Raw genomic sequence first — 24,938 nt, 5'->3', positions numbered from 1 at the left:
ACAAGAGTGTGTATAGAGCTGGTAAGTAAGATATTGAACAGTTGAGTTTAGAATAGGGTAGCAGAGAATGAGTTTAGCTGAGCTGAGATAAACACGTTTTTATTCTGCCCAAAAGAATCCTTTCTTTTGGGTTTATTTCTTATACGCAAGACTCCTCTCACTCTTCATCTCATTCTCCTTACCGTAAGGAGGAGAATCATGAATTTACAATCGGATGTTTCTTTATTTTTAAAGGACAGTCTGACACACCGCACCATTCCAATCGCAGAGACTTTTACGGTCGACACGATCACACCCATTCAGATGGTTGAAAAACTGGACAGAAACATTACGTATCTTTTAGAAAGCAAGGATGAGTCGTCAAGCTGGTCGAGATACTCTTTTATCGGCCTCGATCCTTTTATCACCATTAAAGAAAGTCATAACACATTCACTGCCGCTGATCCAAATGGGCATACGCTGTTTGAAGGCGGAGAATTAAAAGCCGTGCTTGACTGGATGAATGAGAGCTTCCGCATTAAAACACCCGAGCTTGATATCCCATTTTCGGGAGGGGCGGTCGGTTATCTGAGCTATGACATGATTCCTTTGATTGAGCCTTCCGTGCCAAGCCACGCGAAAGAAACAGATTTCGAAAAATGCATGCTGTTTGTCTGCCGGAAAATCATCGCGTACGACCACGAAACGAAACAAGTGCATTTCATTCAATATGCGGAGCTTAACGGCCGGGAGACGGAGGAAGAAAAGCGGGCCGTTTTTAAAGAAAATTGCGCGGAGCTTCGTAAGCTTATCGGTATTTTGACAGAATCGAAAGATATGAAAGAGCCGTTTTTTTCTAAAGAAACGTTTGACACGCCAAGTTTTGCCGATGTGACATCCAATTATACGAAAGAAGAGTTTATGGCCGGCGTTAATAAACTGAAAGAATATATAAAAGCGGGAGACATTTTTCAAGGGGTGCTTTCGCAAAAGTTTGACATTCCGGTATCCAGACATTCATTTGAGCTGTACAGGGTGCTCCGCATCATCAATCCTTCACCCTATATGTACTATATCAAACTGCCTGACAGAGACATTGTCGGGAGTTCGCCTGAACGTCTGATCCGCGTGCATGACAGGCACCTGGAAATTCATCCGATTGCCGGAACGAGAAGAAGGGGCGCCGGAAAAAAAGAAGATGAACGCCTGAAAAAAGAGCTGATGAATGACGAAAAAGAAAAAGCTGAACATTACATGCTCGTCGATCTTGCGCGCAATGACATCGGCAGAGTTGCGGAGTACGGTTCCGTAGCCGTTCCGGAATTCACAAAGGTCGTTTCTTTTTCACATGTGATGCACATCATCTCTGTTGTAACCGGCCGTTTAAAACAGGGCGTCCATCCCGTTGACGCGCTGATGTCAGCATTCCCGGCAGGAACACTCACGGGCGCTCCGAAAATCCGCGCGATGCAGCTTTTAAATGAATTAGAACCGACTTCCAGAGAAACCTACGGCGGATGTATCGCTTATATCGGATTTGACGGGTCAATTGATTCGTGTATTACCATCCGCACCATGAGTGTCAAAAACGGTACGGCGTCGGTGCAGGCGGGCGCTGGAATAGTCGCCGATTCCGTCCCGGAAGCCGAATATGAAGAAAGCTGTAACAAAGCGGGGGCGCTTTTAAAAACGATTCAAATCGCAGAAGACATCTTTTCTGGCGGGGAGGAGAAGACGGATGAACAAATTTCTGCAATCGTGCGTTAATGGCCGTACGCTGAAAATTGGAGAAGCCGAAAAGCTGATGGAGATGATGATGAACGGGGACATGTCGCAGTCTGAGATAGGCGGGATTTTATCGGTATTAGCCCACCGGGGTGAAACGGCGGAGGAGCTTGCCGGATTTGTAAAAGTGATGCGGGCGCGGGCACAGACATCAGGTGGCTTGGCGGATGTCGTTGATACGTGCGGAACAGGCGGAGACGGGATTTCTACGTTTAACATATCCACGGCAGCGGCGATTACAGCTTCTGCCGCCGGAGCTAAAGTTGCCAAGCACGGAAATCGCTCCGTTTCGTCTAAAAGCGGCAGCGCGGATGTGCTGGAAAAGCTGGGGGTTTCCATTCAAGCCACTCCAGAAAGCGTTAAACGCAGCATTGAAATGAAACAAATGGGGTTTTTGTTTGCGCCGCTGTTTCATTTGTCAATGAAGCACGTCGCCGCCGCAAGAAAAGAGCTTGGCTTCCGAACCGTATTTAATCTGCTGGGCCCGCTCAGCAACCCGCTGCAGGTGAAGCGGCAGGTGATCGGCGTCTATTCATTTGATAAAGCGCGCCTGATGGCAAGCGCTTTGGAACAATTTGATGTCAGACACGTCATGCTTGTCTCTGCCCGTGACGGATTAGATGAATTGTCCATCTCAGCACCGACCGATATCATTGAACTGAAAAACGGTGAACGTCTGGAATATTCCGTTTCACCTGAACAATTCGGTTTTGCAGAAGGTTCATTGAAGGATATTCAAGTGAGTTCATCGGAAGAAAGCGCGCTCCTCATTCAGAATATTTTTGCAAATAAAGCTCCGTCATCCGCTCTGCATATTACCGCCTTAAATGCGGGCGCGGCCATTTATACGGCAGGTCTTGCAAACGATCTGAAAGAAGGAATGAAAACCGCCTTAGAAGCGATTCAAAACGGAGATGCCAAAAGGCAGCTCGAACGTCTGAAACAGAAAGAGGAAGAAATGTATGCTTGATCAAATCATTGAGCAGAAAAAAGAAGAAATTAAATCCATCGTGCTGCCGGAAACCTATCAAATTGAACGGAGATCCTTTAAAAAAGCGCTCCTGAACCCGAACCGTTTTATCGGGCTGATTGCCGAAGTGAAAAAAGCTTCGCCGTCTAAAGGATTGATTAAAGAGCATTTTGTTCCGGAAACGATTGCGGCGGATTATGAAGCGGCTAAAGCCGACGCCCTTTCAGTTCTCACGGATACCCGTTTTTTTCAGGGGAGAAATCAATTTCTGACAGATGTTAAACAAACCGTGTCTCTTCCCGTGCTGAGAAAAGATTTTATTATTGATTCCCTTCAGGTGGAGGAATCGTTCAGGATCGGCGCCGATGCCATTTTGCTGATCGGGGAAGCGCTGGAACCTTCAGAGCTTCATGAGCTTTATCTGGAAGCCCGCGAGAAGGGCATGGACGTTCTCGTTGAAGTCCATGATGAAACTGTGCTTGAACGGATTTTACAAGTGTTTCAGCCGGACATTCTCGGCATAAACAACCGGGACTTAAAAACGTTCTGTACTTCTGTTTCGCAAACGGAAAAAATAGCGCAGCTTGTACCGGACGGCTGCCTGCTGGTCAGCGAAAGCGGAATCGGTTCTTTGGCTGACCTGCAATTTGTCAACAAGCACGGGGCGCAGGCTGTATTGGCCGGAGAATCCTTAATGAGAGAGGATTCGCAGCAAAAGGCGATCCGCGGACTGTTCGGGGAGTGACGATATGAAAAAGCCTGAGTTAAAGTACTGCGGAATACGATCGAAGCGTGATTATGAACTTGCGGCAGCTTCAGAAGCGGATTATCTGGGATTTATTTTTGCTGCAAGCAAACGGAGAGTAACGCCGGATGAGGTCCGGAAATGGAAAGAGCAGGTCCGGACAGACAAGAAACATGTCGGAGTATTTGTAAATGAAACGATAGAAAACATCGCGCAAATCGCCTCTGATCTGGCACTTGACGTCATCCAGCTTCATGGTGATGAATCGCCTGAGGATGCCCTCCGCCTCCGTCCGCTTGTGCGCTCGGAGATATGGAAAGCGCTCCATCACGGGGAAGGGACGCTCCGTCAGATGGCTCAATTTGCACCTGCTGTCGACGGCTATGTCATTGATTCTTCAGTAAAAGGAATGAGAGGCGGCACGGGAATCGCGTTTTCATGGGCCCGTGTCCCCTTGTACCGAAAGCAGGCTCAAAATGCAAACAAGCGCTGTTTTATCGCGGGCGGCGTTAATCCTGAAACGATTACCGGCTTACTGAGATCGCGTCCGTGCGGTATAGATCTTGCCAGCGGAATTGAAAAAAACGGACAAAAGGATCAAACACTGATCCGGCTTTTAGAAGAAAGGATGAACCACTATGTATCCATATCCAAATGAAATCGGAAGATACGGCGAATTCGGCGGCAAATTTGTCCCTGAAACATTGATGCGGCCCCTTGAGGAAATCGAAACGGCTTTCACAGAATTAAAGAATGATCCCGTTTTTCATGCCGAATATAAAAAACTATTGTTTGATTACTCCGGAAGACCGACTGCATTAACGTTCGCAGACAGGGTGTCGGAGTATTTGGGAGGGGCGAAAATCTATCTGAAAAGAGAAGATTTAAACCATACCGGCTCTCATAAAATTAACAACGCGCTAGGCCAGATTCTGCTTGCCAAAAAGATGGGCAAAACGAAAATCATCGCCGAAACCGGTGCGGGACAGCACGGTGTGGCTGCCGCGACAGCCGCCGCAAAATTCGGTTTTAAGTGTACGGTTTTTATGGGTGAAGAAGACGTTGCACGCCAGTCGCTGAACGTATTCCGGATGAAACTGCTCGGCGCGGAAGTGGTGCCGGTCACAAGCGGCAACGGCACGCTGAAAGATGCGACGAATGAGGCAATCAGGTATTGGGTCCAGCATTGTGAAGATCATTTCTACCTTATCGGTTCTGTAGTGGGGCCGCACCCGTATCCGTATATCGTTCGCGAATTCCAGAAAATCATCGGCGAGGAAGCGAAAGAACAGCTCCGCCGGGTTGAAGGAACGCTCCCGGATAAGGTTGTTGCATGTGTCGGCGGCGGAAGCAATGCGATGGGCATTTTTCAGGCCTTTTTAGACGAAGATACTGAGCTGATCGGCGCCGAGGCGGCCGGAAAAGGAATTGATACGCCGCTGCATGCGGCAACGATCGCAAAAGGGACGCTCGGGGTGATTCACGGTTCAATGACCTATTTAATACAAGATGAATACGGGCAGATTATCGAACCGTATTCCATTTCAGCAGGCCTTGATTACCCGGGGATCGGCCCTGAGCACGCCTATCTGCATAAAAGCGGCCGTGTAACGTACGAAAGCGTGACAGACGATGAAGCGATTGCCGCGTTACGTCTGCTTTCTGAAACAGAAGGTATTCTTCCGGCTATTGAATCTGCCCACGCCCTGGCAAAAGCGTTTGAAATGGCAAAAGACATGGATAAAGATAAAATCATTCTCGTCAGTTTATCGGGAAGAGGAGATAAAGACGTTCATACGCTGATGAATGTTTTGGAAAACGGGGTGGAGACACATGTTTAATCTGCGAGATTCTGAAAAATTATTTATCCCTTTTATTACAGCTGGCGATCCGCTTCCTGACATTTCTGTTGAGCTGGCAATATCATTGCAGAATGCAGGCGCTTCTGCCCTTGAAATAGGCGTACCTTACACAGATCCGCTCGCGGACGGACCCGTCATACAACGGGCTTCAAAACGGGCTCTGGAAAACGGAATGAATATCGTAAAAGCAATTGAACTTGGCGGCAAAATGAAAAAAAACGGCGTTCATATTCCAATTATCCTCTTTACGTATTATAATCCTGTGTTACAATTAGAAAAAGAATACTTTTTCGCTTTACTGCGGGAAAACGACATAGACGGTCTGCTTGTACCCGACCTTCCATTAGAGGAAAGCGCCCTTTTGCAAATGACATGCAAAAAGGAGAACATCGCTTATATCTCACTGGTTGCGCCGACAAGTGAAGACCGTTTGAAAATAATTACTGAACAGGCCTGCGGCTTTGTGTATTGTGTATCCTCTTTAGGAGTGACGGGCGTACGCAGCGAATTCGATCCGTCTGTATACTCTTTCATTCGTAAGGTGAAAGAATTCAGCTCTGTTCCGGTGGCGGTCGGTTTTGGCATTTCAAACCGCAAACAGGTTGACGGGATGAATGAAATATCTGACGGTGTCGTTGTCGGCAGCGCGCTTGTCAAAAAAGTTGAAGAGCTTAAAACAAAGCTTGTGAATCCCGGCACAAGAGCTGATGCGCTTCTTGAATTTGAAGAATACGCAAAGACGTTCGGACGACTGTACAGTGTAAAATGAGGTGACTGGATTTGCAGATTAAAGAACAGCTGCGGCAGCTGAAACCGTATCAGCCGGGCAAACCAATAGAAGAAGTGAAAATGGAATACGGGCTTGAGAAAGTAGTAAAACTCGCTTCTAACGAAAATCCGTTCGGCTGTTCACAGGCCGTTAAAGATGCGCTGCATCAGGAGATTGAGCAGCTTGCGCTGTATCCCGACGGTTACAGTGCCGCTTTGAGAACGCGGCTCAGTGAGCATCTGCAGGTCAGTGAATCTTCGATCATTTTTGGCAACGGCTCTGATGAGCTTGTGCAGATTATCTGCCGTTCTTTATTAAATGATCAGGCAAACACGATTACCGCCGCCCCGACTTTCCCGCAATACAGACACAATGCGGTGATTGAAGGCGCTGAGGTGCGCGAGGTGCCGCTCCGCAGTGACGGCGCTCATGATTTGGACCGGATGCTGGAAGCAATTGACGGCAAGACGAAAGTCATATGGGTATGCAACCCCAATAATCCGACGGGGACATATACTTCTGAGCAAGAGCTAATTGCCTTTTTAAACAGAGTTCCCGAGCATATACTCGTTGTACTTGATGAAGCGTACTACGAGTATGTCACGGCGGAAGATTACCCAGAAAGCATTCCGCTTTTAAAGCAATATGCGAATGTCATGATCCTCCGCACCTTCTCTAAAGCGTACGGACTTGCCGCGCTGCGTGTCGGATACGGCATTGCGGACGAAGCGCTGATCCGCCAGATTGAACCGGCGAGAGAGCCGTTCAATACGAGCAGAATCGGTCAGGCTTCGGCACTGGCAGCGCTTGATGACCAGACATTTATTCAGGAATGCGTCGAGAAAAATAAAGCAGGCCTTAAGCAGTATTATGATTTTGCAGAAACTCACGGATTAACTTGTTATCCTTCACAAACCAACTTTGTGCTCATTGATTTTAACCGCCCGGCGGATGAACTGTTCCAAGCCCTGTTGGAAAAAGGATATATCGTCCGCTCAGGACAGGCGCTCGGATTTCCGACAGCGTTAAGGATTACGGTCGGTACGAAAGAGCAGAATGAGGAAATTCTCACAATTTTAGCTGCAATATTATAAGAGGTGATCAGGCATCACCTCTTTGCTCTATTAAAATAGTTGAAAAAGGAAATGAGTGAAATGAAGGATACTATATTGCTTGCGGGGATCGGGCTGATCGGCGGATCGATCGCATTGGCCATCAAAAAGGAGCATCCGCATAAACGGATTATCGGTGTGGATATTTCGGAAGAACAGCTCACTGCCGCGCTGAAGCTCGGAATTATTGACGAGCGGGCCGGCTCATTTACGGAAGGGGCGCAGCAAGCGTCTGTTGTCATTATCGCCACGCCTGTCGCCCAAACGCTGAAAATGCTCGATGTGCTGGCCGCATCAGACATCACCCATGAACTCCTGATTACGGATGTCGGCAGCACGAAACAGAAAGTCGTCAGCTACGCCGACAAAGTGCTTCCGGCTCACTATCAATTTGTCGGCGGCCATCCGATGGCGGGATCTCATAAATCCGGGGCCGCTGCCGCGAAAGAATTTTTATTCGAAAATGCGTTTTACATTTTAACACCCGGAAAATCAACTTCTAAAGAGTCAGTAACGCATCTGAAGGAACTCTTGAAAGCGGCAAACGCCCACTTTGTGGAGATGACTCCCGAGGAGCATGACGGCGTAACGAGCGTCATCAGCCATTTCCCTCATATCGTTGCTGCAAGCCTCGTACATCAGGCTCATCATGCTGAAGAAGATTATCCGTTTTTGAAACGTTTCGCAGCCGGCGGTTTTCGGGACATCACCAGGATCGCCTCAAGCAGTCCGGCGATGTGGAGGGACATACTTCTTCATAACAAAGATAAACTGCTTGACCGCTTCAAAGAATGGAAACGGGAGATTGACACGATCGAATCTTATGTAGAAAATGAAGATGCGGACAGCCTGTTCGGATATTTTAAAAAAGCGAAAGATTATCGCGACGGTCTGCCGCTCCGTCAAAAAGGAGCGATCCCGTCCTTTTATGACCTTTATGTCGATGTTCCCGATCATCCGGGGGTCATTTCGGAAATTACGGCGATATTGGCAGAAGAAAAAATCAGTATCACCAACATCCGCATTATCGAAACAAGAGAAGATATTAACGGAATTCTCAGAATCAGTTTCCAGACTGATGATGACAGGAAGCGGGCGGAAACCTGCATTCAATCCCGCGCTAAATATGACACATTTTACGCTGACTGAGGTGGAAAACATTGAAAAGAGAAAAAGTGACGTCTTTAAACGGTGAAATTCATATTCCGGGGGATAAATCCATCTCCCACCGTTCTGTTATGTTCGGAGCGCTTGCGGAAGGAACGACAACGGTAAAAAACTTTTTGCCCGGAGCCGATTGTCTGAGCACCATTGCCTGCTTCAGAAAAATGGGTGTCTCCATTGAACAAAACGGAAGTGATGTAACGATATACGGGAAGGGCATTGACGCACTTTGTGAGCCTGACAGCCTTCTTGATGTCGGAAATTCCGGCACGACCATCCGCCTGATGCTCGGCATTTTAGCCGGACGCCCATTTCACAGTACGGTAGCGGGCGACGAAAGTATTGCAAAGCGCCCGATGAAGAGGGTGACGGAGCCTTTAAAACAGATGGGAGCCGCGATTGACGGAAGAGCGGACGGAGGATTTACGCCTTTATCCGTAAGAGGCGGACAATTGAAAGGCATTGATTACGTCTCCCCTGTTGCAAGCGCGCAGATCAAATCCGCCGTGCTGCTTGCCGGATTGCAGGCTGAAGGGACGACGACCGTCACTGAGCCTCATAAATCAAGAGACCATACGGAACGGATGCTGAACGCTTTTGGCGCCGAGCTTGCGGAAACGGAGACGAGCGCTTCCGTAACGGGCGGTCAGAAGCTTCGGGGGGCTGATATTTTCGTGCCCGGTGATATTTCTTCAGCAGCCTTTTTCCTCGCGGCAGGTGCTGTCGTTCCCGGAAGCCGGATTGTGCTGAAAAATGTCGGCCTGAATCCGACACGCACGGGAATGATTGATGTCTTAAAGCAAATGGGGGCTTCACTTGAAGTGATTCCTTCAGAAGCGGACAGCGCGGAGCCTTACGGAGACCTGGTTATTGAGTCTTCAGATCTGAAAGCGGCAGAAATCGGCGGAGAAATCATTCCCCGTTTAATTGACGAGATCCCGATTATCGCCCTTTTGGCAACGCAGGCTGAAGGCACAACTGTCATTAAAGACGCTGCGGAGCTGAAGGTGAAGGAAACGAACCGGATCGACACCGTCGTATCAGAGCTCCGGAAAATCGGTGCAGACATTGAACCGACTGAAGACGGCATGAAAATACACGGCAAAAAAACGCTTGCGGGCGGAGCCGATGTGTCAAGCCACGGCGACCACCGCATCGGCATGATGCTCGGTATCGCTTCATGCCTGACAGAAGAGCCGATTGACATCCGTGATACTGAGGCGATTCATGTCTCATATCCGTCATTTTTTGAGCATTTAGATCAATTAGCCAAAAAAGCCTGAAGACGATTCTTCGGGCTTTTTTCTTCATGTGTCATAAAATCTTGGGCTTTGACATAGCTTGTCTTAAACAGAAAATAACAGAAAGGGGGAATGCGTTTTCGTTACAGAAACAGCCGGAACAAATTGTGCTGTTTGCGTATAAAGATGCCGTCCCCTTTTTTGCCGTTTTCCTCTTAACTATTTTCTGATAAACTATAATGCCGGGTGAAGCATCTTATTTGCGGGCAGGCCCTGTCTGAATTATGATAAGAATAACCCGAATAAAAACCCTTTTCATTGGTTGATGAGGTATAGGAAAAGAAAGGACCGGTCTGATTTGAATACATTGATTCAAGAAGCCATAAAATTAGTTGAAGCAGGTGAAACCGAAAAGGGACTCAAAGCGCTTTCAAAAGCTGAAACGCAGCTTCATGACGAAGACAAAGCCATTGCAGCCCAGCTCTACTATGAATGGGGAAACGCCGAAAAAGCGTTAGCGCTGATCAGTGATCTGCATGACCTTTATCCGGATGAGTCTGAGCTGACGAATTTTTACGCCGAATTGTTAATAGATATTGATGAAGAAGAAAAAGCTCTTGAGGTGCTGGAGACGATTTCTCCGGAAGACCCGTCTTACGCGGAAAGCCTTCTTTTAATGGCTGATCTGTATCAGATGCAGGGCTTATTTGAAGTAAGTGAGCAAAAGCTGTTACAGGCGAAAGCGATGTTACAAGATGAACCTGTTATTGATTTCGCTCTGGGGGAATTATACTTCACTCAGGGGTCATACGCAAAAGCCGTTCCGTACTATGAAGAGACGGCAAAAGAACGGCACGAAATCGGCGGCGTAAATGTTCATCAGAGGCTGGCTGAGTCATTGAGCGCGGCGGGTGAATTTGAGGAAGCGATTTCATGGTATGAAAAAGCGGCGGCAGAACATACAGAACCGAATACGATTTTCGGGTACGGGTTCACAGCCTATCAGGCGGGAATGGTCAAAACAGCCATCAAGCAGCTGTCTGATTTAAAAGGGCTTGACCCTTCCTATTCATCGCTTTATATGCCGCTTGCAAAAAGCTACGAGGCAGAAGGCATGTATGAAGATGCATTAAAAACTGCTAAAGAAGGTATTACTTACGATGAATACAATAAAGAGCTTTTTCTCTATGCGGCGAAAATGGCGTTAAAGCTCGGCAGCGAAGAGGAAGGCAAAAAGCTTCTTCAGGAAGCGCTGGCGCTCGATCCGGGTTACGTGGAAGCGCTCCATACGCTTTTAGCCGTCTATCATAAAGAAGAAAGCTTTGAAGAGATTATTGATCTGATTCAGGAAGTCCGCGGCTACGGAGAAGAAGATCCGAAATACAATTGGTATTTGGCGGGTGCCTATACAGGCCTTGAGCAATACGCTGAAGCGAAAAAAAGCTTCGAAGCTGCGTATCTCCATTATCAGGATGATCGGGATTTCTTATATGAATACGCTCACTTCTTATTGGAAGAGGGTCTCCAGAAAGAAGCGCTGCCGCTTTTAAAACAAGTGCTTTCAATGGATGGAACAAACGAAGAGCTTGAAGAAACAATCTTACGGATAGAGGATGAATTTTTAAGATAAGCAGGATTTTGGACCACGCTTGCTGAATGTATAAGTGATGTCAGATTATACGATCGATAGAGGAGGGAATTACATGCAGACCCCTGTTTCTGTCAATGAAAAAAAGGATTTTATCCGTTGGTTTTTAAATCATTATCAGCTTAAACGCCGGGAGTGCGTCTGGATTTTAAATTATTTAATGAGTCATGATTCATTAATGGAAAAAGTCCATTTTGTAGAACAAGCCGAATTTTGCCCGCGAGGCATTATCATGTCTACTCATTGCGTTGATGAGGTGCCGTTTAGGTTTTACAAAGAAAATGTCATGACTACGGACGCGGAAAAATCTTTTCACGACATCCGGTTAAATAAACAGCAGGATTTATTTATCCAGCTGAATTTCCGTTCGGCCTACAGCTCACCGGAATATGCCGCTGTTCTTGAATCAAATCCGCATCTGCCGAAAGACCTGTTTGAAAATAAACAGGATCAGGGAATGGCCGAAAAAATATTAGAACATGCCATTTCCACTTTCCAGCGGGAAAAGCTGCTTAAAGATATCGACGAGGCGCTGGACCGCCACGACAAAGAAACATTTGAAAAGCTTTCCCGCCAATTGAATCAGCTCACATAAATGACAGCCTTGCAGAGTATGCAAGGCTTGTTGCGTAAAGAGGAGGAACGAGACATGAGATGGAGGGCCGCTGATGCCGATGCCTATTTACAATCTGCGGATTACATTGATACCGCTGTCATTCCGTTAATTTCCATAACATCTTCAGGAGGCTTAAAAGAGGCCGTTGAACAGGGGGAAAGCACCCAATTGCTTTCTGAAGAGCTTGAGCGCCAATTGAAGGGACGGGTATATTTATTTCCCTCTTATACATATGTTGATATAGACCAATCACAAATCGCCCTGCTTCAAAAACTCAAAGAAGAGGTGATGACCAACTTCCGGAACGCCTTGTTCCTGACGGCAGACGAAAAATGGAAGGATTCTGAAATAGGGTCTGATGTCATATACATACCTGCCGTTCCGTTTGAACATATGAAAGACTCTTTAAAGAGAAAAATTGCGGATGACAAGTGCGGAGAAATTTTGAACGTTTTGTTACAGAAGTGGAACAATTCTTAAAAACTCCATACATCCCGCAAAACACCCGTTTTGCCTCTGTTGACCTTGCTGAAAGATTCATATATTATGAGGGTGTCAAATCTCAGAATTATTTTCTATTTTAGTTAATTTTTGGTCAATCTTTAGGGGGGGAAGAGATGGGCGGAAAACAAGATATATCAAGAAGACAATTTTTAAACTATGCGCTCACCGGCGTGGGGGGATTTATGGCCGCCAGTGCGCTTATGCCCATGGTCCGTTTTGCGCTGGACCCGGTATTAAAACCGACGGGAGATCAAAAAATGGTGCAGGTTGTCAGTGTGGATGAGCTGACGAAGGAGCCGAAGCGGTTTGACTTTAAAATTCATCAAGTCGACGCCTGGTACGAATCGGAAGAATCCAGGTCAGCCTGGGTTTACAAGCACGGGGATGAAATTATAGCGCTTTCTCCGATCTGTAAACATTTGGGCTGCACCGTAAACTGGAACAATGATCCTAAAAATCCGAACAAATTCTTTTGTCCCTGCCATTACGGGCTGTATGAAAAAGACGGCACGAACGTTCCGGGCACGCCGCCGCTCGCGCCTCTTGACCGTTATGAGCAAAAAGTAAAGGACGGCTTTTTGTATCTTGGAAAAGCAAAGCCTAGGGGGGAAGGGTGACATGCTGAATAAAATTTATGACTGGGTGGATGAACGCCTCGATATTACGCCGATGTGGCGGGATATCGCCGACCATGAAGTGCCGGAACATGTAAATCCCGCTCACCATTTCTCGGCTTTTGTCTATTGTTTCGGCGGTTTGACGTTTTTTGTAACCGTTATCCAAGTGCTGTCCGGGATGTTTTTAACGATGTATTATGTGCCGGATATAAAAAACGCGTGGGAATCCGTGTATTATTTGCAGAATGAAGTCGCTTTCGGGCAGATTGTAAGGGGTATGCACCATTGGGGCGCAAGTTTAGTCATTGTGATGATGTTTTTACATACGCTGCGGGTTTTCTTTCAGGGAGCTTATAAAAAGCCTCGGGAATTGAACTGGATCGTCGGTGTTCTGATCTTTTTTGTGATGCTCGGTCTCGGTTTTACAGGGTATCTGCTTCCGTGGGATATGAAGGCGCTGTTTGCGACAAAGGTAGGTCTTCAGATTGCGGAGGCGACGCCATTGATCGGAGCGCAGGTGAAAACTCTTCTTGCCGGCCACCACGATATTGTCGGCGCCCAAACGCTGACGAGATTTTTTGCGATTCACGTATTTTTTCTCCCTGCCGCTTTGTTTGCGCTCATGGGCGCCCACTTTGTCATGATCCGCAAGCAGGGAATTTCAGGACCGCTTTAATACAAATCTGATATAAAAGGGAGGGGATGACATGCACCGGGGGAAAGGAATGAAGTTTGTAGGAGATTCAAGGATACCGGCTGAAAAAAAACCGAATATACCGAAAGACTATTCAGAGTATCCTGGAAAGACAGAGGCGTTTTGGCCGAACTTCCTGCTGAAAGAATGGATGGTCGGGGCCGTTTTCCTCGTCGGATTTCTCGTTTTAACGATTGTGCACGAGCCGCCTTTAGAACGGGTGGCGGACCCGACGGATACAGGGTATATTCCGCTGCCGGATTGGTATTTTCTATTTTTATACCAGCTATTAAAATATGAATATGCCGCAGGGAGCTACACCGTTATCGGCGCGATGATTATACCGGGTCTTGCCTTCGGGTCGCTGCTTTTGGCTCCGTTTCTCGACAGGGGGTCTGAAAGAAGGCCGTGGAAGCGTCCGGTTGCGGTCGGGATGATGCTTTTGGCGCTTTGTGCTACGGTCTTTTTAACGTGGCAGTCAGTCGCGACGCATGACTGGGCGAAGGCGGAGGAGCAAGGGAAAATCAAAAAAGAAGCCGCCATTGATACTGAATCAGACGGTTATAAGGTATTTAAAGAACAAGGCTGTATTTCCTGTCACGGGGATAATCTTCAAGGCGGAAGCGCCGGTCCGTCCCTGGTCGATAACGGGCTGAGCCCGGAAGAAATTAAAAAAATCGCCGTCAAAGGGAAAGGACAGATGCCAGCCGGTATTTTTAAAGGGAATGACAAACAGCTTGATCAGCTGGCGAAGTTCATTTCTGAAACGACAGCGAAATAACGTATTGTGAAGCAGACAATAGCAGGATATACTTTTATGAAAAGAGCTGACCGGATGTCAGCTTTTTTTGCATGATACATACTTTTACGGACTGAGAGTTGATGGTATGAGGTGGATTTCTTATCTTTTAGGGTTGCGCGGCATGCTTCTGCTTGTTCTTGCCGTTAATTTTATCGGTACGGTGTACGGCTATTATTGGTATGTGCCTCAGCTTGCGGACACGCCGTTCCGATTTCTGATATTTGTGCCTGACAGCCCGACGGCGACGTTTTTCTTCCTGTTCGTGCTTCTGGCATTTCTCATGGGAAGAAACGCGCCGCTGTTTGAAGCGCTGGCTCTTGTAACCCTTGTAAAATACGGGCTGTGGGCGGTCGGAATGAATGTCTTTGTGTTGGCCAAAATGGGGCAGATGCCTTGGGAAGGGTACATGCTGATTGCTTCACATTTTGCCATGGCCGTTCAAGGCGTTTTATACAGCCCGTATTTTCGGTTCCGGTTATGGCATCTTGCCGTTGCCGCTGTTTGGACGCTTCATAATGATGTCATTGATTATCTTTTCGGCATGATGCCCCGCTACTCAATGCTCAATGACTATATGCAAGAGATCGGCTATGCTACATTCTGGCTGAGCATATTTTCACTCGGCCTTGCATACTATTTGGTGATTTCCAAAAGACGGATAAAGCTTGACTTACACTGATAGAATCTTGGTCTAACCTTGTCCCGCTCCTCATATTCTGTAAAGAGAAGGAGTGGGAGGGACCTCTATGAAACGAAAGCTGACGATCTGTCTTTTACTTGCTCTTATGTGTTTCATCACAACTGCCAAAGCTGAAGATGAGGGCGGTCTCAAGGAACTGAACGACCTTTCGGATACCGTTTTCCAAATGACGCGGCATTCGCAGTATGATGAGGCTCTGCAAGTGCTTGGCTACTTTAAGAAAAAAATGACACACGTAAACTCACTGAACGGCGCCGAAGTCAGGCAGGTGACTCTGGGTTTCAATGATTTAGTGCGCGTTCTGAAACAGGCAGACGCCTCAGATAACGAAAAAATCCGGGCAGCCGCCCAGTTCAGGTTGGTAATGGATGCGATGGAAGACCACTCCGATCCGCTGTGGGGTTCGCTTGAAAGACCGATTATGGCGACATTCAGCGCCTTAAAAGAAGATGTCAGCGGAAACGGAAGTGAAAATTTCAATGAAAAGTGGAATGAATTTATATCATTATATGATTTAATTTATCCCAGCCTGACAATGGATGTGTCGGCCGGCCAGCTTGATACGGTGGCGAAACATATCGAGGTAATTGAGCAGGAAGGGTTTCAGCAGATGACAAAAGGAACAAAGCTTGAGCGTCTGACGCTCCTGCAGCAGGATTTAAAGCGGGTTTTTGACAAGGTGGAGCGGGATGACGCTGATCCTTCGCTGCTCTGGGTCATTCTGACAACAGGCGGTATCATTATTACTGCGCTGACATATGTCGGCTACCGAAAATACAGAGCGGAAAAAAAGAAAGAGAAAAAGCGTGAATATCCTAAGTCTAAATAAACACAAATTGCTGTAAAGGAGCTAAGCCAGTGAAAAAACTCATCCAGCAATTGGCTTCAAAACACCTCCCGCAGCCGATCAGAGGCAGAAAAGGGGCGACTGACGAAGGACCGCGAAACCTCGCGCGTGACTTCCAGAATCCTGACATGCTCGTTCCGCCTTCAACGGATGCAGGAACGGTTCAAAACTTGAAATTCTCATTTTCTGATACGCATATGAGGCTTGAAGACGGCGGATGGTCCAGAGAGGTGACGGTCAGGGAACTGCCGGTATCCAAAAACATCGCGGCGGTGAACATGAGACTGAAGCCGGGAGCTGTGCGGGAGCTTCATTGGCATAAAGAAGCCGAATGGGGATATGTGATTTACGGAGGAGTCCGTTTAACTGCGGTCGATCAAAATGGGCGGAATTTTATTGATAATGTCAGTGAAGGGGATCTGTGGTATTTTCCTTCCGGCATTCCTCATTCCATTCAAGGATTAGAGCAGGGAAGTGAGTTTTTGCTCGTCTTTGATGACGGCTCTTTTTCAGAAAACAGCACCTTTTCAGTAACGGACTGGTTTGCCCATACCCCGCGCAGCGTGCTGGAGGCGAACTTCGGTGTTCCCGGATATGAGTTGGCTTATATTCACAAGAAAGAGCGTTACATGTTCCAGTTGGAACCTCCTCCACCTATCGAGCAGGCAGCAGTTTCTTCCCCGGAAGGCACCGTTTTGGAGCCGTTCAGCTACAAGCTTTCCCGGCAGGAGCCCCTTGTTACCAGCGGGGGAAGAGTAAAGATTGTCGATTCAAAAACGTTTAAGGTGTCAAAAACGATTGCCGCAGCTCTTGTGGAGGTCGAACCCGGGGGCATGAGAGAATTGCATTGGCATCCGAATACGGACGAGTGGCAGTATTATCTTTCAGGAGAAGCGAAAATGACGGTGTTTGCGGCGGAAGGAAGAGCGCGGACATTTAACTATCAAGCGGGTGACGTAGGATATGTTCCTTTTGCAATGGGACATTATGTTCAGAATACCGGTGACACCGTGCTTCGCTTTCTGGAAATCTTCAAAAGCGACCGTTTCGAAGACGTCTCTTTAAACCAATGGCTGGCACTGACGCCGCAGCGCTTCGTCGAGCAGACGCTCAATGTCAGTCCGGCATTCGCCCGCCGATTGAAAAAGAAAAAATCACCGGTTGTCAAATGGAAACACGAACAGTAAAGGCGGCAAAAGCCGCCTTTTTATTATCGTCTGATCGGATTTTTATTTTCATCAAGCGTAAATCCTTCGCCGAGCACATCATGGACGTCGCTTACTGCAACAAAGGCGTGCGGGTCAACGGAAGTGATGACGCTTTTCAAAAGCACAATTTCGTTTTTCGGAACGACGCAGTAAAGAACGTCCCTGTCTTCTTTTGTATATGATCCCTGTCCTTTCAAAACGGTGACGCCGCGCTCCATCTCTTCAATGATTTTTTGCTGGATCAAATCGTTTTTCGAAGAAATAATCGTTGCCCCTTTTGCGGCATAGCCGCCTTCCTGTATAAAATCAATCAATCTCGCAGCGACAAAAACGGCTACAAGCGTGTACATCGCTTCCTTGTAAGAAAGATACGTAAACAAAGAAAGAAGAATGACACAGGCGTCAAAGGCAAACATCGTCCGGCCCATCGGGATTCCGAAAAATTTGTTGATCAGCCTGGCGATGATATCGACCCCGCCCGTCGTGCCGCCGTATTTAAAAATAATGCCGAGACCCGCGCCGATAAATACACCGGCGAACAAGGCGGCCAGCGCTAAATCATGGGACAGCGGCATATGAATTTCGTAGCGCTGAAAAACACTCAGAAAAACAGAAAGAGAGACGGTGCCGATCAGGGTATAGACAAACATCGTCCGGCCGAGCATACGCCAGCCGATGAAAAAGATAGGAATGTTCAATACCAGGTTGGAAATAGAAGGGCTGATGTGGAATAACGCATATAAAAGCAGCGTAATGCCGGTAAATCCGCCTTCCGCCAAATTGTTCTGCATATTAAAGTGAACCAGTCCGAATGAAAAAACAGCGGCGCCGATTAAAATAAAGCAAATGTTTTTGATTCTGATTTCTCCAAGCATTGCATCAAACCCCTTTTCCTTCCATAAGATTGCGTAAATATTATAGTGGATACAAAAGAAAACAGCAAACTGCCGTTTTTAACATTTGTCAAATGTACTTGAATTAGCTAACATGGAAGAGATGACAGGAGGTATTCGCACAGTGAGTGACAAAACGATGAAAGACTTACAAGCTGAGGTCGATGAATATATCGGCCAATTCAAAGAAGGCTATTTCAGCCCGCTTGCCATGATGGCCCGTCTCACGGAAGAACTGGGCGAACTTGCAAGAGAAGTCAACCATTATTATGGGGAAAAGCCGAAGAAAACGACGGAAAATGAGAAAAGCATGGAAGAGGAAATGGGCGATGTGCTGTTCGTCCTGATCTGCCTCGCCAACTCCCTTGATATTTCATTGGAGGAAGCTCATAACCGCGTCATGCATAAATTTAATACACGTGATAAAGACCGCTGGACTAGAAAAGAAGAAGGAAAGTAGGAGAAACCATGTCAAATGAAACCATTAAAGTCGTCATTGCCGGACCGAGAGGCAGAATGGGCCAGGAGGCCGTAAAACTTGCCGTCCGCACGCCTCATTTTGAGCTTGTCGGCGCTATTGACCATACATACGATCAGCAAACATTGCGGGAAGTGATGTCAGCTGATTCAGACGCTCTTATTTATACGGATATCCGCGCATGTTTCCAAGAAACAAAACCGGATGTGCTGATCGATTTGACAACGCCTGAAATCGGCAAAAAACATACGAAAGCCGCTCTTGAACACGGCGTCCGCCCCGTTGTGGGAACGACCGGATTTTCTGAAGCGGATTTAGAGGAGCTTCAAGCTTTAACTGAAGAAAAAGGAATCGGCGCCATCATCGCTCCGAACTTTGCATTGGGCGCGGTGCTGATGATGAAGTTCTCACAAATGGCCGCCAACTATTTTGAAGATGTAGAAATCATTGAGCTTCATCATGATCAAAAGCTGGATGCCCCGAGCGGAACGGCGCTGAAAACAGCGGAAATGATCTCAAGCGTCCGTACAGAAAAGCAGCAGGGCCATCCTGATGAAAAAGAAATTCTGCCGGGCGCCCGCGGTGCTGAATTAAACGGCATCCGCCTTCACAGCGTGCGTCTGCCGGGCCTTATCGCCCACCAGGAAGTCATGTTCGGCATGGACGGCCAGACGCTGAAACTGCGCCATGACTCCTATAACCGGGCTTCCTTTATGTCAGGAGTGAAGCTGTCAGTGGAGCAAGTGATGAAAATCGACCAGCTTGTATACGGACTCGAAAATATTATCGACTGAATCGGCAAGGGGGAGAACATCAAATGAAAATTGCTTTGATTGCTCACGATAAAAAAAAGCAGGATATGGTTCAGTTTACGACCGCATATAAAGATATACTGAGCCATCATGAGTTATACGCGACAGGTACGACGGGCCTGAAAATCCAGGAAGCGACCGGATTGTCTGTTGAACGTTTTCAATCCGGCCCGCTCGGCGGAGATCAGCAAATCGGCGCATTGATTGCAGCAAATGCCCTGGATCTCGTCATTTTTCTGCGCGATCCGTTAACTGCGCAGCCTCACGAACCGGATGTCTCGGCGCTGATCCGGCTGTGTGACGTATACGCGATCCCGCTCGCCACAAATATGGGAACAGCGGAAATCCTCGTCCGGACGCTGGATGGCGGGGCATTTGATTTCCGCAATCTTGTGCGCGGAGGAGAACCGAATGTCTGAACACGTTGATATTCTGGCGTTCGGCGCCCATAGTGATGATGTCGAGATCGGTATGGGCGGCACGATCGCAAAATTTACGGCTCAAGGAAAAACCGCGGTGATATGCGATTTGACCGAGGCCGAACTATCATCTAACGGAACGGTAGGGATAAGAAAAGAAGAAGCGGCAAAGGCGGCCCGAATTCTCGGCGTAAAAGAGAGAATCCAGCTTACGCTTCCCGACCGCGGGCTTTTGAAAAGTGAGGACGGCATCCGCCGGATTGTCAGTGTCATCAGAGCCTGCCGGCCGAAAACCGTTTTCATGCCTTATCCGAAAGACCGCCATCCTGACCACGGCAATGCGGCGGCTTTGGTCGAAGAAGCGGTGTTCTCGGCGGGAATTCATAAATACAGAGATCACCAGGAACTGCCGGCTCATAAGGCTCAGCGCGTATACTATTATATGATCAACGGGTTTCACCGTCCGGACTTTGTAATCGACATAACGGAAACCATCGATTTGAAAAAAGAAAGCCTGCACGCCTATGAAAGCCAGTTTATTCCTACAGCGCAGTCAGTGAATACACCGCTGACCAACGGTTATATCGAAATGGTGGAAGCACGGGAAAGACTGTATGGCAAAGAAGCCGGGACGGGGTATGCCGAAGGCTTCTTTTCAAAACAGCTTCCCGTTTTGAATGATGATGTTTTTGGGGGCGGACAATGAGACCATTAAAAATAGGGATTACATGCTACCCGAGTGTCGGAGGCTCGGGTATTATTGCGACGGAACTCGGCAAGCTGCTTGCGGAAAAAGGGCACCAGGTTCATTTCATCACATCAAGCATCCCGTTCAGATTAAATACATATCATCCGAATATTCATTTTCATGAGGTGGAAGTCAACCAATACGCGGTATTTAAATATCCGCCTTATGACCTTACGCTGGCGAGCAAAATCGCCGAGGTTGCCGCGAGGGAAAATCTTGATATCATTCACGCGCATTATGCGCTGCCGCATGCGGTATGCGCTTATCTCGCCAAGCAGATGCTCAAGCGCGACATCGGCATCGTGACGACGCTTCACGGTACGGACATCACCGTTTTAGGATATGATCCGTCATTAAAGGATTTAATCCGTTTTGCCATCGAAGCGTCCGACAGAGTGACGGCGGTATCAACCGCGCTTGCCGGAGAAACATATGACTTAATCAAGCCGGATAAAAAAATTGAGACCATCTACAACTTTATTGATGAACGTGTTTATCTTAAGAAAAATACAGAGAGTATAAAAGAGAAACATGGCATTTTGCCGGATGAAAAGGTCGTCATCCATGTTTCGAACTTCAGAAAAGTAAAACGTGTTAAAGATGTCATCCGTGTTTTCCGTAATATCGCAGCCAAAACAAAGGCGAAGCTCCTGCTTGTCGGCGACGGGCCGGAAAAGTGCGTCGCTTGGCAGCTTGTCGAAAAATACGGACTGCAGGATCAAGTGCTGCTCCTCGGAAATCAGGACAGGGTGGAAGAGCTGTATTCCATCAGCGACCTTAAGCTTCTTCTGTCTGAAAAAGAAAGTTTCGGACTCGTCCTCCTTGAAGCAATGGCCTGCGGCGTGCCGTGCATCGGAACAAATATCGGCGGAATCCCGGAAGTGATTAAAGATCAAGTAAGCGGTTTTCTGGTGGAAGTCGGAGATATTCAGGCGGCATCTGAAAAAGCGCTTGCCGTTTTAGAAGATAAACAGCTCAGCAAACGATTGACTGATCATGCGCTGAAAATGGTGGAGACCGCCTTTTCTTCGCAAAGAATCGTCAGTCAGTATGAACGGATTTATGACGAATTGGCAGGACCGGAGTGATCTTATGGAACAGGAATTTGTCAAAGCCCTCCCCATCCTTCATCATCTGATGAAGGCGGGCCATCAGGCGTACTTTGTCGGGGGAGCCGTCAGAGACAGCTATATGAAACGAAAAATAGGTGATGTGGACATCGCAACCAGCGCTTCGCCGAATGAGGTGGAGCGCCTCTTTAAGCGGACTGTCGATGTAGGAAAAGAGCACGGCACCGTCATCGTCTTGTGGGAAGATGAAACCTATGAAGTCACCACTTTTCGTGCCGAATCAGAATATAAGGACTACCGGCGCCCTGAAGCTGTGCGGTTCATTACTTCTTTATCAGAAGACTTAAAGCGGAGAGACTTAACGATTAATGCGATGGCGATGTCTGCCGAGGGAGAGCTGCTTGATTATTTCGGAGGCGCGCATGATATCGGTCAAAAGCTGATCCGTACGGTGGGTAATCCTGAAGACCGTTTTCGGGAAGACGCTCTGCGGATGATGAGAGCCGTCCGTTTTATGAGTCAGCTCGGCTTTCTGTTAGAAAAAGAAACAAGAGAGGCCGTCATAAAAGACAGGGAGCTTTTGGCACATGTATCAGTAGAACGAAAGACCGTCGAGTTTGAAAAGCTGCTGCAGGGCGCTTCCTCACAAGAAGCGATTCAAACGATGGTGCAAACAGGTCTGATACAAGAGCTGCCCGGCCTTTCCGGTTATGAGCAGCAAATGCTTGAAGCAAGCGGATTTCCGTTTTCTTCTTTAGATGCACGCGAAGAACGCTGGGCAGCGCTGTTATTGTTTCTCGGTCTTTGTCCGAAAAGCGCCGAGGCGTTTTTAAAACAATGGAAACTGCCGGGAAAAGTCATAAAAAAAGCGGTGCAGATCATAAGCGTTTATCCGGCGCAGCTGGAAGCGGAAGCGATGTACCGGGCGGGAGAGGCGCTGTTTTCAGCCGTTAAAATCGGGATGCTGAAAAAGCATAAGACGATTGATGAACAAAAGCTGAAAGAGGTTCAGAGCCTGTATGAGCAGCTGCCGATCAAAAGCCTTCGAGACCTCGACATTTCAGGCGCTGATCTGATGGAGCTCAGAAACCGCCGCGCGGGTAAATGGGTGGCCGAAGAACTTCGCCGGATTGAAGAAGCGGTATTGGCAGGGAAGCTCCCTAACCGAAAACATGACATAAAGGAGTGGCTCGCATCATGGGATCAACATTAAGAACCCGATTAATTGATTTATTTTCTGAGGCGGGTGACGGCTTTATCTCCGGGCAGAAAATAAGTGACGCGCTCGGCTGCTCGAGAACCGCCGTTTGGAAACATATAGAGGAGCTCCGCAAAGAGGGCTATGAGGTTGAGGCGGTCAGACGAAAAGGGTACAGGCTCATTAAAAAACCGGGGAAACTCAGTGAATCCGAAATCCGTTTCGGGCTGAAAACAGAGGTTTTGGGCAAACAGCTTCATTACCGGGACGTCCTGCCGTCCACCCAAAAAACCGCTCATGAACTTGCCAATGACGGTGCGCCGGAAGGGACGCTCGTAGTCGCCGATAAACAAACGGCAGGCAGAGGAAGAATGGCCAGAGTGTGGCATTCACAGGAGGGAAACGGGATTTGGATGAGCCTCATTCTGAGACCCGACGTTCCTTTGCAAAAAACGCCTCAGCTCACCCTGTTATCCGCCGTTGCGGTCGTACAGGCCATCGAGGCTTTTACAGGTGTACAGCCCGCCATTAAATGGCCGAATGATTTAATGATTCACGGCAAAAAAGCCGTCGGGATTTTAACTGAGCTGCAGGCAGAAGAAGACCGTGTCCGTTCGGTTATTCTTGGGATCGGCATCAACGTGAACCAGCAGGAAACCGATTTTCCCGGCGAGCTTCAGGACATTGCGACAAGCCTCAGCATGGAAGCCGGCGAAAAAATTGACAGAGCGGGTCTGATACAAGAGATTTTGCTGACTTTTGAAAAACGCTATCAGGATTATTTGAAGCACGGCTTTACACCGATCAAGCTGTTATGGGAAAGCTATGCGGTCGGACTGGGGAACGAGCTCAGAGCGAGAACGCTGCAAGGAACGTTTTACGGGAAATCGCTCGGCATTGATGATGAGGGAGTTCTTCTCCTGGAAACGAGAGCCGGTATAAAGAAGATCTATTCTGCCGATATTGAGCTCAATTAATCTTAGTTGGTACAAGCCTCGTGAATTTGGTATACTTCCTATGGGCAGTATCATAATGAACTGCACCTGATCAGCAGAACAGAGATTACGAAAAGTCTGCCTTGATCCAAAAAAGGACTGGGACAGAGGGATGACATTCGCCGAACGTTAAACAAGTGGGAATCCTTCTTATTTTACAGAAGGCTTTTTTGCTTGCGAAGAATTGGCGGCTCATCTCCTCACCGTTTAGAGGAGGAGAAACAGAATGAAAACAAAACTGGATTTCATGAAAATGAAGGAAAACGGAGAGCCGATCGTGATGCTCACCGCTTACGATTATCCGCAGGCAAAGCTTGCGGAACAGGCGGGAGTCGACATGATTTTAGTCGGGGATTCGCTCGGAATGGTCGTGCTCGGACTCGATTCAACAGTCGGCGTAACGGTCAGTGACATGATTCACCATACAAAAGCGGTAAAACGCGGTGCGAAAAATACGTTTATCGTAACTGACATGCCGTTTATGTCTTACCACCTTTCAAAAGAGGATACATTGAAAAACGCCGCGGCCATTATTCAGGAAAGCGGCGCGGACGCGTTAAAGCTGGAAGGCGGAGACGGCGTTTTCGAATCCATCCGTGCGCTGACTCTCGGCGGAATTCCCGTCGTCAGCCATTTAGGCCTTACACCGCAGTCTGTCGGCGTATTAGGCGGATATAAAGTGCAGGGAAAAGATGAGCAAAGCGCGAAAAAGCTCATTGAAGACAGCATCAAATGCGAGCAGGCGGGAGCGATGATGCTCGTGCTTGAATGCGTGCCTGCTGAACTGACTGCTAAAATAAAAGAAGAAGTATCCATTCCCGTCATCGGAATCGGAGCCGGTTCAAAAGCGGACGGCCAAGTCCTTGTTTATCATGACGTCGTCGGCCACGGCGTGGACAGAACACCCAAGTTCGTGAAGCAATACGCCAAAATCGACGGCACGATTGAGTCGGCCCTCAGTGATTATGTCCGTGATGTGAAAGAACGGGTTTTCCCGGAAGAAAAGCATTCCTTTCAGATAAACCAAACTGTGCTGCAAGGCTTGTACGGAGGAAAGTAAGC

General features: G+C 47.8%; 27 protein-coding genes. 26 read left to right on the top strand and 1 reads right to left on the bottom strand.

Going from position 1 to position 24,938, the window contains the following annotated elements; all coding sequences use genetic code 11:
- Positions 1 to 198 precede the first annotated feature (198 nt).
- From trpE to G9F75_RS11270, 18 genes are all read left to right on the top strand, one after another.
- Positions 199 to 1,746: an anthranilate synthase component I gene (gene trpE, locus G9F75_RS11355; protein ID WP_095272877.1), complete on the top strand. Its 1,548-nt coding sequence runs from the start codon at positions 199 to 201 to the stop codon at positions 1,744 to 1,746.
- Positions 1,718 to 2,734: an anthranilate phosphoribosyltransferase gene (gene trpD, locus G9F75_RS11350; RefSeq protein WP_109567036.1), complete on the top strand. Its 1,017-nt coding sequence runs from the start codon at positions 1,718 to 1,720 to the stop codon at positions 2,732 to 2,734. The genes trpE and trpD overlap by 29 nt, the downstream gene beginning before the upstream one ends.
- Positions 2,727 to 3,479, top strand: coding sequence for an indole-3-glycerol phosphate synthase TrpC (gene trpC / locus G9F75_RS11345; RefSeq protein WP_109567035.1), 753 nt, complete (start codon positions 2,727 to 2,729; stop codon positions 3,477 to 3,479). The genes trpD and trpC overlap by 8 nt, the downstream gene beginning before the upstream one ends.
- A gap of 4 nt (positions 3,480 to 3,483) precedes the next feature.
- Positions 3,484 to 4,137 carry a phosphoribosylanthranilate isomerase gene (locus tag G9F75_RS11340; RefSeq protein WP_095272875.1) on the top strand — a complete coding sequence of 218 codons (654 nt, stop codon included), beginning with the start codon at positions 3,484 to 3,486 and terminating at the stop codon, positions 4,135 to 4,137.
- Complete coding sequence (gene trpB / locus G9F75_RS11335; RefSeq protein ID WP_014418255.1) at positions 4,118 to 5,320, top strand: tryptophan synthase subunit beta; 1,203 nt, start codon at positions 4,118 to 4,120, stop codon at positions 5,318 to 5,320. The genes G9F75_RS11340 and trpB overlap by 20 nt, the downstream gene beginning before the upstream one ends.
- Positions 5,313 to 6,110, top strand: a complete 798-nt coding sequence (trpA, locus tag G9F75_RS11330; RefSeq protein WP_007612229.1) for a tryptophan synthase subunit alpha — start codon at positions 5,313 to 5,315, stop codon at positions 6,108 to 6,110. The genes trpB and trpA overlap by 8 nt, the downstream gene beginning before the upstream one ends.
- A gap of 11 nt (positions 6,111 to 6,121) precedes the next feature.
- Complete coding sequence (hisC, locus tag G9F75_RS11325; RefSeq protein WP_029973647.1) at positions 6,122 to 7,204, top strand: histidinol-phosphate transaminase; 1,083 nt, start codon at positions 6,122 to 6,124, stop codon at positions 7,202 to 7,204.
- A 51-nt stretch (positions 7,205 to 7,255) separates the two neighbouring features.
- Entirely contained in the window at positions 7,256 to 8,371 is a 1,116-nt protein-coding gene (locus G9F75_RS11320; protein ID WP_025284926.1) for a prephenate dehydrogenase, read from the top strand.
- A gap of 11 nt (positions 8,372 to 8,382) precedes the next feature.
- Positions 8,383 to 9,669, top strand: a complete 1,287-nt coding sequence (aroA, locus tag G9F75_RS11315; RefSeq protein ID WP_029973648.1) for a 3-phosphoshikimate 1-carboxyvinyltransferase — start codon at positions 8,383 to 8,385, stop codon at positions 9,667 to 9,669.
- A 316-nt stretch (positions 9,670 to 9,985) separates the two neighbouring features.
- Complete coding sequence (locus G9F75_RS11310) at positions 9,986 to 11,257, top strand: tetratricopeptide repeat protein (RefSeq protein ID WP_085342147.1); 1,272 nt, start codon at positions 9,986 to 9,988, stop codon at positions 11,255 to 11,257.
- A 73-nt stretch (positions 11,258 to 11,330) separates the two neighbouring features.
- On the top strand, positions 11,331 to 11,870 hold the full coding sequence (locus tag G9F75_RS11305; protein ID WP_003153482.1) for a ReoY family proteolytic degradation factor: 540 nt from the start codon (positions 11,331 to 11,333) through the stop codon (positions 11,868 to 11,870).
- 54 nt (positions 11,871 to 11,924) lie between these two features.
- A complete protein-coding gene (locus tag G9F75_RS11300; RefSeq protein WP_160216903.1) occupies positions 11,925 to 12,371 on the top strand; it encodes a YpiF family protein in 447 nt (148 codons plus the stop codon).
- 137 nt (positions 12,372 to 12,508) lie between these two features.
- The gene (locus tag G9F75_RS11295) at positions 12,509 to 13,012 is read left to right on the top strand and encodes a Rieske (2Fe-2S) protein (RefSeq protein ID WP_003153484.1); all 504 of its coding nucleotides are present in this window, start codon (positions 12,509 to 12,511) and stop codon (positions 13,010 to 13,012) included.
- A gap of 1 nt (position 13,013) precedes the next feature.
- Complete coding sequence (gene qcrB, locus G9F75_RS11290; RefSeq protein WP_003153485.1) at positions 13,014 to 13,688, top strand: menaquinol-cytochrome c reductase cytochrome b subunit; 675 nt, start codon at positions 13,014 to 13,016, stop codon at positions 13,686 to 13,688.
- A 31-nt stretch (positions 13,689 to 13,719) separates the two neighbouring features.
- On the top strand, positions 13,720 to 14,487 hold the full coding sequence (locus G9F75_RS11285; protein ID WP_007409471.1) for a menaquinol-cytochrome c reductase cytochrome b/c subunit: 768 nt from the start codon (positions 13,720 to 13,722) through the stop codon (positions 14,485 to 14,487).
- A gap of 106 nt (positions 14,488 to 14,593) precedes the next feature.
- Positions 14,594 to 15,187, top strand: a complete 594-nt coding sequence (gene lhaT, locus G9F75_RS11280; RefSeq protein ID WP_167409107.1) for a lipoprotein heptaprenylglyceryl N-acetyltransferase LhaT — start codon at positions 14,594 to 14,596, stop codon at positions 15,185 to 15,187.
- Between the two features lie 67 nt (positions 15,188 to 15,254).
- A complete protein-coding gene (ypjB, locus tag G9F75_RS11275) occupies positions 15,255 to 16,037 on the top strand; it encodes a sporulation protein YpjB (RefSeq protein ID WP_025649791.1) in 783 nt (260 codons plus the stop codon).
- Between the two features lie 29 nt (positions 16,038 to 16,066).
- Complete coding sequence (locus tag G9F75_RS11270; protein ID WP_167409106.1) at positions 16,067 to 17,242, top strand: oxalate decarboxylase family bicupin; 1,176 nt, start codon at positions 16,067 to 16,069, stop codon at positions 17,240 to 17,242.
- A gap of 23 nt (positions 17,243 to 17,265) precedes the next feature.
- On the opposite strand, the gene G9F75_RS11265 is transcribed toward G9F75_RS11270, so the two are convergent.
- Complete coding sequence (locus G9F75_RS11265; RefSeq protein WP_003153493.1) at positions 17,266 to 18,138, bottom strand: YitT family protein; 873 nt, start codon at positions 18,136 to 18,138, stop codon at positions 17,266 to 17,268.
- 142 nt (positions 18,139 to 18,280) lie between these two features.
- Between G9F75_RS11265 and G9F75_RS11260 the strand changes: the two genes are divergently transcribed.
- From G9F75_RS11260 to panB, 8 genes are all read left to right on the top strand, one after another.
- Entirely contained in the window at positions 18,281 to 18,616 is a 336-nt protein-coding gene (locus G9F75_RS11260; protein WP_003153495.1) for a nucleotide pyrophosphohydrolase, read from the top strand.
- 8 nt (positions 18,617 to 18,624) lie between these two features.
- Positions 18,625 to 19,428: a 4-hydroxy-tetrahydrodipicolinate reductase gene (gene dapB / locus G9F75_RS11255; protein WP_003153497.1), complete on the top strand. Its 804-nt coding sequence runs from the start codon at positions 18,625 to 18,627 to the stop codon at positions 19,426 to 19,428.
- Between the two features lie 23 nt (positions 19,429 to 19,451).
- The gene (mgsA, locus tag G9F75_RS11250; RefSeq protein ID WP_003153499.1) at positions 19,452 to 19,865 is read left to right on the top strand and encodes a methylglyoxal synthase; all 414 of its coding nucleotides are present in this window, start codon (positions 19,452 to 19,454) and stop codon (positions 19,863 to 19,865) included.
- A complete protein-coding gene (gene bshB1, locus G9F75_RS11245) occupies positions 19,858 to 20,571 on the top strand; it encodes a bacillithiol biosynthesis deacetylase BshB1 (protein WP_032873264.1) in 714 nt (237 codons plus the stop codon). Before mgsA ends, bshB1 begins: the two co-directional genes overlap by 8 nt.
- On the top strand, positions 20,568 to 21,701 hold the full coding sequence (gene bshA / locus G9F75_RS11240; RefSeq protein ID WP_015240093.1) for an N-acetyl-alpha-D-glucosaminyl L-malate synthase BshA: 1,134 nt from the start codon (positions 20,568 to 20,570) through the stop codon (positions 21,699 to 21,701). Before bshB1 ends, bshA begins: the two co-directional genes overlap by 4 nt.
- Before the next feature lie 4 nt (positions 21,702 to 21,705).
- Positions 21,706 to 22,896 carry a CCA tRNA nucleotidyltransferase gene (locus G9F75_RS11235; protein WP_014418242.1) on the top strand — a complete coding sequence of 397 codons (1,191 nt, stop codon included), beginning with the start codon at positions 21,706 to 21,708 and terminating at the stop codon, positions 22,894 to 22,896.
- Complete coding sequence (locus G9F75_RS11230) at positions 22,881 to 23,858, top strand: biotin--[acetyl-CoA-carboxylase] ligase (protein ID WP_053284890.1); 978 nt, start codon at positions 22,881 to 22,883, stop codon at positions 23,856 to 23,858. Before G9F75_RS11235 ends, G9F75_RS11230 begins: the two co-directional genes overlap by 16 nt.
- 244 nt (positions 23,859 to 24,102) lie before the next feature.
- Entirely contained in the window at positions 24,103 to 24,936 is an 834-nt protein-coding gene (panB, locus tag G9F75_RS11225) for a 3-methyl-2-oxobutanoate hydroxymethyltransferase (protein WP_007409480.1), read from the top strand.
- Positions 24,937 to 24,938 lie beyond the last annotated feature (2 nt).

Source organism: Bacillus sp. EKM208B (assembly GCF_011800725.1).
In the GTDB taxonomy this organism is placed as follows: Bacteria; Bacillota; Bacilli; order Bacillales; family Bacillaceae; genus Bacillus; species Bacillus velezensis.
The sequence above is the reverse complement of the archived record's forward strand: the minus strand, read 5'-3'. Positions and strand labels throughout refer to the sequence as shown.